Source organism: Abyssibacter profundi (assembly GCF_003151135.1).
In the GTDB taxonomy this organism is placed as follows: Bacteria; Pseudomonadota; Gammaproteobacteria; order Nevskiales; family OUC007; genus Abyssibacter; species Abyssibacter profundi.
In genome coordinates this window covers 228,447-241,021 of the sequence record NZ_QEQK01000002.1, presented here as the reverse complement: position 1 = coordinate 241,021, position 12,575 = coordinate 228,447, and the positions used below count along the sequence as shown (strand labels likewise).

The 12,575-nt window shown below is 62.8% G+C and carries 14 protein-coding genes and 3 tRNA genes; all 17 read right to left on the bottom strand.

The features are described 5' to 3' along the window. Window positions 1-301: 301 nt before the first annotated feature. The 17 genes from galU to uvrY all read right to left on the bottom strand — a co-directional run bounded on the left by galU (window position 302) and on the right by uvrY (window position 12,409). The gene (galU, locus tag DEH80_RS02895; protein WP_109718956.1) at window positions 302-1,201 is read right to left on the bottom strand and encodes a UTP--glucose-1-phosphate uridylyltransferase GalU; all 900 of its coding nucleotides are present in this window, start codon (window positions 1,199-1,201) and stop codon (window positions 302-304) included. A gap of 169 nt (window positions 1,202-1,370) precedes the next feature. Next, complete coding sequence (gene ccmI, locus DEH80_RS02890) at window positions 1,371-2,558, bottom strand: c-type cytochrome biogenesis protein CcmI (RefSeq protein ID WP_109718955.1); 1,188 nt, start codon at window positions 2,556-2,558, stop codon at window positions 1,371-1,373. After that, window positions 2,555-2,992, bottom strand: coding sequence for a cytochrome c-type biogenesis protein (locus tag DEH80_RS02885; RefSeq protein WP_109718954.1), 438 nt, complete (start codon window positions 2,990-2,992; stop codon window positions 2,555-2,557). The genes ccmI and DEH80_RS02885 overlap by 4 nt, the downstream gene beginning before the upstream one ends. Then, window positions 2,992-3,531, bottom strand: a complete 540-nt coding sequence (locus tag DEH80_RS02880; RefSeq protein ID WP_109718953.1) for a DsbE family thiol:disulfide interchange protein — start codon at window positions 3,529-3,531, stop codon at window positions 2,992-2,994. Before DEH80_RS02880 ends, DEH80_RS02885 begins: the two co-directional genes overlap by 1 nt. Then, a complete protein-coding gene (locus DEH80_RS02875; RefSeq protein WP_109718952.1) occupies window positions 3,528-5,480 on the bottom strand; it encodes a heme lyase CcmF/NrfE family subunit in 1,953 nt (650 codons plus the stop codon). Before DEH80_RS02875 ends, DEH80_RS02880 begins: the two co-directional genes overlap by 4 nt. Continuing rightward, complete coding sequence (ccmE, locus tag DEH80_RS02870; protein WP_109718951.1) at window positions 5,477-5,929, bottom strand: cytochrome c maturation protein CcmE; 453 nt, start codon at window positions 5,927-5,929, stop codon at window positions 5,477-5,479. The genes DEH80_RS02875 and ccmE overlap by 4 nt, the downstream gene beginning before the upstream one ends. Next, window positions 5,919-6,083, bottom strand: a complete 165-nt coding sequence (ccmD, locus tag DEH80_RS02865) for a heme exporter protein CcmD (RefSeq protein WP_109718950.1) — start codon at window positions 6,081-6,083, stop codon at window positions 5,919-5,921. Before ccmD ends, ccmE begins: the two co-directional genes overlap by 11 nt. Beyond that, the gene (locus tag DEH80_RS02860; protein ID WP_109718949.1) at window positions 6,080-6,811 is read right to left on the bottom strand and encodes a heme ABC transporter permease; all 732 of its coding nucleotides are present in this window, start codon (window positions 6,809-6,811) and stop codon (window positions 6,080-6,082) included. The genes ccmD and DEH80_RS02860 overlap by 4 nt, the downstream gene beginning before the upstream one ends. 4 nt (window positions 6,812-6,815) lie before the next feature. Continuing rightward, on the bottom strand, window positions 6,816-7,481 hold the full coding sequence (ccmB, locus tag DEH80_RS02855; protein WP_165831256.1) for a heme exporter protein CcmB: 666 nt from the start codon (window positions 7,479-7,481) through the stop codon (window positions 6,816-6,818). Between the two features lie 4 nt (window positions 7,482-7,485). After that, window positions 7,486-8,094, bottom strand: coding sequence for a heme ABC exporter ATP-binding protein CcmA (gene ccmA / locus DEH80_RS02850; RefSeq protein WP_165831255.1), 609 nt, complete (start codon window positions 8,092-8,094; stop codon window positions 7,486-7,488). A gap of 49 nt (window positions 8,095-8,143) precedes the next feature. Further along, window positions 8,144-8,230: transfer RNA gene (locus DEH80_RS02845), tRNA-Leu, on the bottom strand. A gap of 17 nt (window positions 8,231-8,247) precedes the next feature. Beyond that, window positions 8,248-8,321: transfer RNA gene (locus tag DEH80_RS02840), tRNA-Cys, on the bottom strand. 145 nt (window positions 8,322-8,466) lie between these two features. After that, window positions 8,467-8,542: transfer RNA gene (locus tag DEH80_RS02835), tRNA-Gly, on the bottom strand. Window positions 8,543-8,577: 35 nt separating this feature from the next. Continuing rightward, a complete protein-coding gene (gene pgsA, locus DEH80_RS02830) occupies window positions 8,578-9,132 on the bottom strand; it encodes a CDP-diacylglycerol--glycerol-3-phosphate 3-phosphatidyltransferase (RefSeq protein WP_330408652.1) in 555 nt (184 codons plus the stop codon). A gap of 96 nt (window positions 9,133-9,228) precedes the next feature. Next, entirely contained in the window at window positions 9,229-11,046 is a 1,818-nt protein-coding gene (uvrC, locus tag DEH80_RS02825; protein WP_109718946.1) for an excinuclease ABC subunit UvrC, read from the bottom strand. Between the two features lie 53 nt (window positions 11,047-11,099). Next, on the bottom strand, window positions 11,100-11,738 hold the full coding sequence (locus DEH80_RS02820) for a uracil-DNA glycosylase (RefSeq protein WP_109718945.1): 639 nt from the start codon (window positions 11,736-11,738) through the stop codon (window positions 11,100-11,102). Between the two features lie 20 nt (window positions 11,739-11,758). After that, a complete protein-coding gene (uvrY, locus tag DEH80_RS02815) occupies window positions 11,759-12,409 on the bottom strand; it encodes a UvrY/SirA/GacA family response regulator transcription factor (protein ID WP_109718944.1) in 651 nt (216 codons plus the stop codon). Window positions 12,410-12,575: the final 166 nt, after the last annotated feature.

Sequence of the window (12,575 nt, the reverse complement as noted above, 5' to 3'; positions counted from 1 at the left end):
TTAGCGACTCCGAAGTCGATGGCCGCGCATCATGCCGAGCAATGACACAACCCCCTGAATACCAACAAAATTCCCTGTTACACCAGTGGCTTGCGACTGCCTTGGACCTGCTGCGCGGCCCGCATTCGCACACCGACTGGCGCAGCATTCGCGCACGCAGATACGAAAACGGCCCCTCGCGGGGCCGTTCTCGTCGTCCATCTGGAATGACCAGACTTCGCGTCGCGCGACTTGCCTAGCCTGATTGCAGGCAGCAACTGGGCGGCGCGAAAGATCCGTGCGTCCCTAGGGCTGCAGCTTCCTAGGCAGACTTTTTCTCGTCGCGCGGCCAGCTGGCGGTCAGCTCGCCCAGATACTCGCGGAATTCATCGGCCAGGTCCGGATGCTTCAGACCCAATTCCACATTGGCTTGCAGGTAACCCAGCTTACTGCCGCAGTCATAGCGCTTGCCTTCAAACTCGTAGGCCAACACCGTCTGTTCCTGAATCATGGCACTGATGGCATCGGTGAGCTGAATCTCTCCACCGGCGCCCGGCTCGGTTGACTCCAGCAGCTTGAAGATGCGCGGGGTCAGAATGTAACGACCGACCACGGCCAGATTCGACGGCGCCTTGTCCGGATCCGGCTTCTCAACAATGCCGCGAATCTCGCCCAGGCCAGGTCCGACCGGCTCAACCTCGACGATGCCGTACTTGTGCACCTCATCCTTGGGAACGCGCTGCACGGCAATAACGCTGGTGCCGTACTCCTGATAAACACGCTGCATCTGCGCCAGCGCGGGACGCAGCTTTCCGTCGATCAGGTCGTCGGCAAGAATGACGGCGAAATCTTCATCGCCCACCGCTGTCCAGGCGCAGGAAATGGCGTGGCCCAGGCCGCGGGCTTCAGGCTGACGGATGTACACACAGGTGATGCCAGGCGGCAGGATGTCGCGCACCTCCTGCAGCAGGGCAGTCTTACCCTTCTCCTCCAGCTGCTTTTCCAGCTCGTAGGACTTGTCGAAATGATCGAGAATCGAGTTCTTGTTATTGCTGGTAATGAAAACCAGTTCCTCGGCACCTGCCGAGACGGCTTCCTTCACCGCGTACTGGATGAGCGGCTTGTCAACGATCGGAAGCATTTCCTTGGCATTTGCCTTGGTCGCCGGAAGAAACCGGGTGCCCAAACCCGCCACAGGAAAGACCGCTTTGCGTAGTCGCATGATTATCCTTTTTAGTTGAACGTTGTCATTGTTCGCGCAGTGGTGGCCTGGCCACACTGCGACAGTCGCGCGTAGCAAACTGCCCTGACTCGGTGAGTCGTCGCACCGCATCGGTGCGACGTGTGGCCTTACAGGCTAGCGTAACGCCTGAAATCCGACCAGCGACCCCTCATCCACTGGTGGGGCCCACACGCTCATCGATGATGAGCCGCTGCACGGTACCGAGATCGTCGCGTTCGACGCGAATCGAACCTTGTAGGTCACCGGCCGATGCGCGGGCCTCTCCCGCTTGCGAAATGCGTGCCGAGACCTCCCAGACATCGGCCGTGTCCAGCGTCAGCCCATCGACCATGGCATTGTCGCGACTGAGTGTGACAGCCCGTGGAAACGTGGTTGTACCGAGTCGCTGGGCGGCCAGCGGCATCGGTGGGCCATCGATCTGTTTGGCGAATACGAACAGGGCAAACTCGTCGGGCAGCTGCGCGGCTAGCGCGTCGGACAGCGCGATCTCGACCTGAATGACCGTGCCCTGCTCGCCGGCCTGGGCCGTTGCTGCTTCGGCGTCAGCCGGCACACCCCCCATGGCAACCACCGCGCGCCGAACCGCCGACTGCAGCGGTTCCTCCAGCGGTTGACGATCCAACCGTTGCAGGCGCAGCAGCGCCTTGTTGGTCTCGCCGCCCTGGGCCGCGGCCAGACTGCCATACCAGAGGGCCCGGATATTGTTCGGCTCCAGCGCCAGGGCAGCATCGAACAGGGTCGCCGGGCGGCCCAGCCAGTCCTGCCCCCTCGCCATGCCCAGTGCTTCACCTTCGGCCACCAGGGTCGCCACATCCCGCCCCCCGGTTTGCTCGTTGATCTGGCGGTAGAGCTGCGCCGCCTGCTGGTAGCGCTCAGACCCCATGTACACCCTGGCAAGCATGCGACGCGCTTCCTGGTCTTCAGGTGCGGCCTGAACCCGCTGTTCCAACTGCGCGACCAGCCCCTGCATCTGCTCGGCATGGGTGGTGGGCGGCAGGCCGCCGCCGGCCAGATAAAGCCCGGCTGCGACGACAGGCACGACGGCGATGGCCACCAAAGACATCCATCGTCCACCGGGCCGCGCGGTGCCCTCTTCTGCCTGGGCATCCTGCAACAGTTCGGCCGCGGCATCGGCTTCCAGCTGCTCGAAGTCCGTGTCGGTCAGGCGGCCCGCGGCCAGATCGGCTTCCAACTCGGCCTTGCGGCTGCGAAACGCGTCGACATTATCCTGCTGGCGACTGCGGCGCCCTGCGCCCGGCCGACGCAGCGCCAGGGCGGGAAACAGCATGGCGACCACCGTCAACAGGACGAAGGCGACAATCAGGGTGGTTTTCATTCGTTATCCAGTAGGCGCTTAAGCGCGTCGCGGTCCACGGCGTCGGTTCTGGTCTGGGTCGCCTGCCGTTTGCGCAGGGTCAACCAGGCGATCAGCAGGACAACTATCAGGACCACAAAGGGGCTGATCCACAGCACCCAGGTCGTGGGTTTGAACGGCGGACGATAGAGCACGAAATCGCCGTACCGCGCCTGCAAGTAGGTTTTGATCTGCTCGTCAGTCTGGCCAGCGCGGATCATGTCCTCGACCTGACGCTTCAGGTCGTTTGCCAGCGAGGCGTTCGACTCGGCCAGATTCTGGTTCTGACAGACCAGACACCGCAGCTCTTCCAGCAAGTCGTGATAACGAACCAACTCCTCGTTGGTCAGTCCTTCAGGCGCCGCCCAGACGACTGAACAGGCCAACAGATAAAACCCGAGTACCTTGCGAATCATCAGGACGCTTCTCGCAGCAATTGTTCGACGATCGGACGGAAGTCCCGCTCCATGGTTGATGGGTCCAATGGACCGATGTGCTTATGCCGAATCCGGCCATCCGCGTCGATCACGAAGGTTTCGGGCACGCCGTAAACACCCCAGTCGATGCCGACATCCCCACTCAGGTCGCTGGCAATAACGGCGTAAGGGTCGCCGTGACGCGCCAGCCAAGCCAGGGCGTCACGCGGCGCATCCTTGTAGTTCAGTCCGATCACCGGCACATCCGACGTCTGGGCCCATTCCATCCAAAGCGGATGTTCCAGGCGACAGGGAACACACCAGCTTGCGAACACGTTGACCACCGTCACCTGCCCGCGCAATCGATCGCTGGTCACCACTTGATCCGGGGCGCGCAAGCTGGGTAAGGAGAACGCAGGCGCCGGCTGATCGATTAGCGGGGACGGCACGCGGCTTGGATCCAGTCGCAGGCCGACGGCAAACACGACGATGAGCAGACCGACGACCAGAACGGGCGCCAGCAGAAACCAGCGACTCATGCCTGCGCCGACGACGCCGATGCCACCGACACCGGCGCTCTGGACTTGAGCCGGTAGCGGCGATCCGAGGCTGCAAGCGCCCCGCCCAAAGCCATCATCAGCGACCCCAACCAGATCCAGCGGATCAGTGGTTTGACATAAAGGCGCAGAATCCATGCGCCGTCCTGTACGGGCTCGCCAAGTGAGACATACAGGTCACGCAGTGGACTGATATCGATGGCGGCCTCCGTCATCGGATTGCCGCCCATGCGGTAGTAGCGCTTCTCGGGCTCCAGGGTGGCGACCAGACGCCCGTCTCGCATGATGTCGACCAGGCCAACATCCGCGTGAAAATTCGGGCCTTCCTGACGGGATACGCCGCCAAACTGGAAGAGATAACCCGAAAACTCCACGGTTTCACCCGGCGCCAGACGCACATCGCGCTCGATCGAGCCGTGGTTGACCAGGGCCACACCCAGAACAAAGACACCCAGACCGCAGTGCGCCAGCGTCATTCCCCATTGCGATCGCGACAGCTTAACCCGACTACGCCGCCGCAATACGCGGACCGGCTCCGCCAGTGCCCCGGCAATGCACCACACCGCCATCAAGATGGCAGCGGACACGCCCAGGCCACGCACGCCGGCGACGGCCACAATCGCCGTCACCACAACCGCTGCCACCAGGGGCAACCACAGCTGCTCGCGAACCCGTGACCACTGTCCACGCTTCCACATCACCGGCATGGCAAAGGCCACGAGCACGACCAGTGGCAGCGTCAGCGGCGCGAACACGGCATCAAAATAAGGGGGCCCCACCGAGAGTTTGCCCATACCCATGGCGTCGACGAACAGCGGGTACAAGGTACCGAGCAGCACGGCCAGCGCCGCCACCGACAGAAACACGTTGTTCAGCAGCAGCAAGCCCTCTCGCGAGAACAGCGTCATGCGCTGGCGCACCTGAAACCGCGCAGCCCGTAGCGCGAACAGCAGCAGCGCTCCGCCCACGAAGAACGCGAAAATCATCAGCACGAACACGCCACGAGACGGGTCGGTTGCGAAGGCATGCACCGACACCAGCACACCCGACCGTACGAGGAAGGTCCCCAGCAACGACAGGGCAAACGCCGAGATGGCGAGCAGCACCGTCCAGGCCTTGAACAGCCCGCGTTTCTCGGTCACCGCGAGCGAGTGAATCAACGCCGTGCCAACCAACCAGGGCATGAACGAGGCGTTCTCAACCGGGTCCCAGAACCACCATCCTCCCCAGCCCAACTCGTTGTACGCCCACCAGGACCCGAGCAGGATGCCGACAGTCAGAAAGCTCCATGCCAGCGTGGTCCAGGGCCGGGTCCAACGTGCCCAGGCCGCATCGAGGCGGCCGCTGATCAGCGCCGCGACCGCGAAGGCAAACGCCACCGAAAAGCCGACGTAGCCCATGTACAGCATCGGTGGATGGATGATCAGCCCGGGGTCTTGCAGCAGTGGGTTGAGATCCTGACCTTCGGCGGGCACCGGAAACAAACGCTCGAACGGGTTTGAAGTCAGTAGCGTAAACAGCAGAAATGCAAAGGAAATGGCGCCCATTACGCCCAGCACGGATGCACCGACGTCACGGGGCAGGCTCTTATTCAGACCGGCCACCAACAAGGTCCATGCGCCCAGCATGAGCACCCAAAGCAGCAACGAGCCCTCATGGCCGCCCCAGACAGCGGAGATCCGGTAGAACAGCGGCAATTCCGTGTGGGCGTTGGTCGCCACGTAACGCACGGAAAAATCGATGTCGATGAACGACCAGGTCAGCGCGAGGTAGGCCACAATCGTGAACACCACCTGCCCCACCGACAGCGGCCACGCCATGGCCTGCCACCGCTCTCGCTTGGCGGCCACACCGGCCAGCGGGGCCACGCATTGCATCAGCGACAGGCCCGCAGCCAGGCACAGTGCAAAATGACCCAGCTCCGGAATCATGCGTCCACCGCCGGCATGCAGCTGGTTCCAGCCTTGTCCTTCAACGAATCCACCAGTTCAGGAGGCATGTAGTTCTCGTCATGCTTGGCCAGCACTTCTTCAGCGTGAAAGCCGCTGTCGGGGTCGTAGGTACCAATGGCGACGATCCCCTGCCCCTCGCGGAACAGATCGGGAAGAATCCCCGAGTAGCGCACAGTGACCGCCTGTTCGCAGTCGGCCAGTCGGAAACTCACCGTCGTATCGGTGGCCGAACGCTCGACGCTCCCGGTTTCAACGATCCCCCCCAGACGAATCCGTGCTTGGGGAGGCAGCTCGCCGCTCAGCACCTCAGACGGGCTGTAGAAATAAATCAGGTTGCTCTGGAAGGCGACCAGGGCCAGGGCAACGGCTGTCCCGGTGCCCACCACCAGGGCGCCGACCGCCAACATGCGACGTTGTCTACGCGTCATCGTCGTACTCTCGTTCCAATCGGATGTCTCGGCGCTGCCGCGCCAGGTCTGCGGCACTCCACGCCGCGCCGCCCAGCAGCACCAGTCCGGTCAGGCCAAAGGACGACCAGACATACACGGCATACCCACCCATGCTCCAGAAGGATTCGCTCATGCCACGGCCTCGCGTACCCAGCGGGCATCACGCTCGCGTGACAGGATCAGCGCTCGCATTCGAACGCACTGCAGACAGGCGAAATAGCACATGAATCCGAGTGCGTTGACCAGCAGTGGCCACAGCATGTCACCGGTAATTGATGGCGAATCGAACTTGGTCACGGTTGCGCCCTGATGCAGGCTGTTCCACCACTCCACCGAGTAATGGATGATCGGGACATTGACGACCCCGATCAACGCCAACACGGCGGCCGCGCGCGCACCACGCCGCGGATCTTCGAAGGCGGCTGCCAGGGCAATCACGCCCAGGTAGAGAAACAGCAACACCAGTTCACTGGTCAAGCGCGCGTCCCAAACCCAGTACGTGCCCCACATCGGCTCGCCCCAAAGCATGCCGGTCACCAGGGCCAGCGCCGTAAACGCGGCGCCCAGCGGGGCGGCGGCGATCACATAGAGCTCTGCTAATTTCATCCGCCAGATCAGCGCCACACCGCCGGCGACGGCCATGCTGGTGTACACGAATAGCGAGAGCCAGGCGCTGGGCACATGAACATAGATGATGCGAAACGCATCGCCCTGCTGATAGTCGGCCGGGGCCAATACCAAGCCGCCGTAGGTGCCGACCACGATGAGCAGCACTGCAAGCACGCCAAATATCCACTGAAGCGTACCGCCCCAGCGGTAGAACGTGGGCGGAGAGGCCAGACGGTGAAACCAGGTCCACATGTGATTAGTCGTAACTCAGTCGCAGCGCAACGGCTGCAAGGGGCGGCGCCAACGTGGCGTACAGCACCGACAAGGCGGCCACGAAGTATACCGGACCGCCGCCCTCAAACCCCGACTGCACAGCGCCGACCGCACCGGCACCAAAGACCAGCAACGGCACGTACAACGGCAACAGGATGATGGCGACTAACACGCCGCCATTACGCACCCCCACCGTCAGTGCACCGGCAACCATGCCCAGGGCCATGAGTCCCAGCGATCCGGCCAGCACGGTGAGCAACAGCACACCCACCGCAGGCGCGGCAAGACCGTATGCCGCACCGGCCAGCGGCGCCGCCATCGTCAGCAGCAGACCCAGTCCCAGCCAATGCGCCAATAGCTTGGCCAGCAGCACCCACCACAGCGGCGTCGGTGCAGTGAGCAGCACCGCCAGCGTGCCGTCACGGGCGTCATCTCGAAATAAGCGGTCCAAGGACAGCACGACGGCCAGCACCACGGCCATCCAGACCACTGCCGGCGCTAATCGTGCCAACACGTCGGCCGAGGGGTCTGTCCCCAGCGGCACGATCATCACGACCATGGCGAAGTACACCAAGGGTTGAAGCAGATCCTGCAATTGCCGGAACAGCAACTGCCACTCCCGTGACCAAACGGCGATCCAGAGGTTCACGGGACTAGGCGGACAACAGATCGATGCAGCGTGCATCAATCGGCAATGGCTGGTGTGAGGTCACCACGACGATGCCGCCGGCAGCCGCATGATCGGCGAATCGCTGACAAAGCAGGCTGCGCGAGGCATCGTCCAGGGCATTAAGCGGCTCATCCAACACCCAGAGCTGTGCCTTGGTCACCACGAGTCGAGCCAACGCCACCCGGCGCTGCTGACCGGCAGACAGCGTGCGGACAGGCTGCATCAAGCTGCGCCCGCGCAGTCCGGTCTGACGTAGCGCATCGGCCGCCTGCTCCACGGGTTCGTTGTTCAAAGCCAATACGAACCGTAGCGACTCGACGGCTGTTAACGCCCCGCTACCGCTGGCGTCGTGCGCGATAAAGCAAAGCGACCGGCGGAGCGATTCGGGTCGATCAAAGACGTCTTCCCCCTGCCATCGAATCGTACCGCCGTCAGGTTCTCGCAAACCGACCAGCGCGTGAATCAACGTGGTTTTGCCGACACCGTTGGGGCCACGAAGATGCGTGACCGTCCCGCCTGAACAGCTCGCGCTCAGCGGGCCGATTAATGGCTTCCGGCCGCGACGCAGAACAACGTCGTCAAGCTGGAGCATAAGACGGGGAGCGTTTGAATCCAGGTGCATTAGCTGCGACCCGGGGGAATGGTGCCCGGAGCCGGAATCGAACCGGCACGAAGTCACCTTCGAGGGATTTTAAGTCCCTTGCGTCTACCAGTTCCGCCATCCGGGCGCTTGCGCGTACAAGATTGGAGGCTAGGGCCGGAATCGAACCGACGTACACGGATTTGCAATCCGCTGCATCACCACTCTGCCACCCAGCCTTTGGTGACCATCCCGACCAACCACGTCGAGATTTCCAGTTTAGCCGACTTGAACACCGGCCTGAAAAAACAAATGCCCCGGACGGCGAGCCGGCCGAGGCACCGTTGCAGATCGTGGCCGGCACTGCCCACAAACTGCGGTATCTGGAGCGGGAAACCGGGTTCGAACCGGCGACCTCAACCTTGGCAAGGTTGCGCTCTACCAACTGAGCTATTCCCGCGAGAGGCGCGTATTCTAGGGCGACGACAGACAGTGTCAAGCCTTTTGATCCGAGTGCTCCGAAAGCACCGGCCAGGCAGCACGCAAGTACATGGCCATGGACCACAATGTCAGCCCTGCCGCGACAAACAACAGGCCGTATCCCAGCTCATAAACCGGAATGGGCCCCAGCGGCATACCCCACAGCATCAGCACGATTGCCGTCATCTGAAAGCTGGTCTTCACCTTCCCCACCCACGACACCGCCACCGAGGCGCGGGCACCGATCTCGGCCATCCACTCGCGTAGCGCCGAGACCGTGATCTCCCGCCCGATGATGACCGCAACCAGAACGCTCAACATGATGCTTGCGTCCTGGCTCAGCAGAATCACCAGCGAGGTCGCCACGATGAGCTTATCGGCCACCGGATCGAGGAACGCGCCAAACGCCGACGTCTGATTCCATCGCCGGGCCAGCCATCCATCGAACCAGTCGGTGATTGCAGCCAGTAAAAACAGGCTGGCGGCAATCGGCCCCGCCCAGGGGGTCGGCCAGTAAAACGCAAGCACGACGAAAGGAATCGCCAGTACCCGCATCAGGGTCAGCAGCATGGGGAGATTCAAAGGCACCGGTGCATTATGCGTGCGCGCAGGCTGCATCGGAAGCGCGAGCGGACGGATTGCCCACAACGGCGAGCATCTGCGCCGTCAGGAATGGAAGCGATCGTAGATGCGCTGCGCCAACTTGCGGGAGATACCCTCCACCCGCGCCAGCTCATCCACGCCGGCGCGTTCCACCCGCTGCAAACCGCCAAAACTGCGTAGTAGCGCCTGTCGCCGACGTGGGCCCAGCCCCTCGATCTCCTCCAGCACGGACTGCTTGCGAGCCTTGTTCCGTTGCCCTCGATGCCCCTCGATGGCGAATCGGTGCGCCTCATCCCGAATCTGCTGAATCAAATGCAGCCCAGGGTCATCCGGGGGTGGGCGCATCGCAGTGGGCACATCGGGGCGGAAGATTTGCTCCAACCCCACACGCCGGTCCGCGCCCTTGGCGACGCTGATAATCGTGACGCCCGTGACACCGGCCTCTTCCACCGCCTCGACGGCCTGTGCCAGCTGCCCCTTGCCTCCATCGATAAGCAGCACATCCGGCACCGGGGCCTCGCCCTCCTTGAGGCGACGAAAGCGGCGCAGGACCGCCTGGCGAATGGCTGCGTAGTCATCCCCGGGCGTCACGTCCTTCATGTTGAACCGTCGGTAGGCGGCTTTCAGCGGCCCGTCTTCATCAAACACCACGCAGGAGGCCACCGGTGATTCGCCACGCGTGTGGCTGATATCGAAGCACTCCAGCCGGCCGGGCGTTTCATCCAGGCCCAGCAGCTCACCCAGGGCCTGGTAGCGCCGCCCCAGGGCCTCGCCCTGGAGCAGCCTTGCGGCAATGGCCTCCTGCAGGCTGTCCCGGGCGGTCCGCAGCACCCGCGCCCGCGTACCCCGCACCTGGTGCTTGATCTGGACCCGTCGGCCCGAGGCCGCACCCAGCGCCTGCTGCAGCAGCTCGGCTTCCTCCGGTTGATCCGTGACCACGATCTCACGCGGCGGCGGACGCTCGGCGTAGTACTGGCCCAAAAAGGCGGTTAACACCTCGCCCCGATCGGCATCGGTCGCGCCCTTGGGGAAAAAGCTGCGATATCCCAGGTGCTGACTATTTCGAATGGTCCCGACGCCCACCGCGGTCAGTCCGGCGCGCTGTTCCAAGACGACAAAATCCGCATCTTCGACCGAACCCGCGGCGTCGCGGGGCCCCTGAATGGTCCGCAATGCAGCAATCTGATCTCGATACCGCGCGGCCCGTTCGAAGTCCAGCGCCTCGGATGCTGCCTCCATCCGTTGCGTGAGCTTGCGCACCAACACTTCGCTCTTGCCTTCCAACAAACGGACGGCATCAGCCACATCATCGGCATAGGCGTCCTCTGTAATGGCCTGCACGCAGGGTGCGGAACAGCGTTTGATCTGATGCTGCAGACAGGGTCGGGAGCGGTTGGCAAAGAAGCTGTCCGAACAGGGGCGGAGTTGGAACAGCTTTTGTAACGAGTCCAGCGTTCGCCGCACCGAACCGGCATTCGGATAGGGCCCGAAGTACCGATGTGGCTTCTTGCGGCTACCGCGATGAAAACGGATGCGGGGATAGGCGTGATCCCCTGTGATGACCAGATAGGGGTAGCTCTTGTCATCCCGAAAAACGATGTTGTAGCGCGGCCGGTGTCGCTTGATCAGGCTGCTTTCCAACAATAACGCCTGGTTCTCGGTGTCCGTGACATGAATCGCAATGTCATGGATTTGATCCACCATCGACTCGATACGCGTCGACCCCGAAGCCCGTAGGAAGTAGCTGGCGACCCGCTTCTTGAGATTCTTGGCCTTACCGACGTAAAGCACTTCGCCATCGCTGCCGAGCATCTGGTAAACGCCCGGACGGCTGGTCAGGCCGCTGACAAATCGTTTGGGATTGAAGCTGGACTCACTCAAGGCGGCGCATTTGCGAGGCGGATTTGGCCGCGCAGTATACGAATGCTGCTGGCCTACTCGCCGGGACGCAGATCGCGGGCACGCCGCATCACCGATTCGAACATGGCGGGCGTTAGCCGCCGCGTGTTCGTGTTGTAGCGGCTACAGTGGTACGAGTCGACCAGCTGTAGCCCGCTGGGCAAGGCATGCACGGCCTCATGCGCAAACTTGTAGGCGGCCACACGCAGCCCCAGGGCACGGATCACCTGGTCGTGCGCAATCTTGCCCAGTGCCAGCAAGACGCCACCCGGCGGCACGGCCTCCAGCTCTTCGACCAGATAGGGTCGGCAATTGTCGATCTCTGACCCCACCGGCTTGTTCTGCGGGGGCACGCAGCGCACGGCGTTGGTGATGCGGCAACCGATCAGCCTCAGCCCATCTTCGGCATGCTCCGAGACCGGCGAACTGGCGAGTCCCAGATCAAACAGCGTCTGGTACAGCAGAATGCCTGCGTAGTCGCCTGTGAAGGGCCGGCCAGTGGCATTGGCGCCGTGCATCCCCGGTGCAAGCCCTACGATTAGCAGGGGCGCGCCTGCCGGCCCGAAGCTGGGCACGGCGCGCCCAAAGTAGCCGGGGTGGTCGATGCGTGACTGTGTACGGAAGGCAACCAGCCGGTCGCACCGCGCACAGTCAGGGTGAAAGGATTCAGCCATGACAAGACACCAGGCGCGGTCTAGCTCGCGGCGACGCCATCCTCCAGCAACCCGTAGCGCATGGCCAAGCGCGTCAATTCGACATCGTTATGAACGCCGAGCTTCTCGAACAGTCGGTAGCGATACGTACTCACGGTCTTGGGCGACAGACAGAGCCGATCCGAAATCGCTTGGGTGCTGTGACCCTGTGTCACCAGGTTCATGACCTGCATCTCGCGGTGAGATAGGGTGTCGAATGGTGACTCGTTCTGGCCCTTGATCAGGGCTGCAGCGAGATTGCCGGCGACCAGCGGCGCGATGTAATGCCCACCCTGATGCACGCGGCGAATCGCGGTAACAACCTCCTCCGCGGCCGAGTCCTTGCTGATATAGCCCGAGGCACCGGCCGACAACAACCGGCTGGGGTACGGCTCGTCCAAGTGCATGGAGACGCCCACCACCTTGATATCCGGCGATCGCTGGATAATCCGTCGCGTGGCCTCCAGGCCACCAATACCCGGCATGTTGATATCCATCAGCACAACCTGCGGCTGCAGGTCGCGGGCGAAGTTAATCGCATCCTCGCCGGAGGAGGCCTCCGCGACGACTTCGATGTCATTTTGCTCATCGAGCACTCGCCGAATACCAGCCCGGACCAGCCGGTGGTCATCGACGATCATTACGGTAATCACTCGTGTTGGTCTCTCGGTTCCCCGGCGGCAAGTCTAACGGAGAATGACGAAGTCAGACGCGACTGCTCCCTGCCCGCGCCGTATGACCACGATCTAAGCACAGATTACGCCGTTCACCGCGGGCAACCGGTTAACGTGGCGCTTCGACCCTACCAGCGGCAAGGCC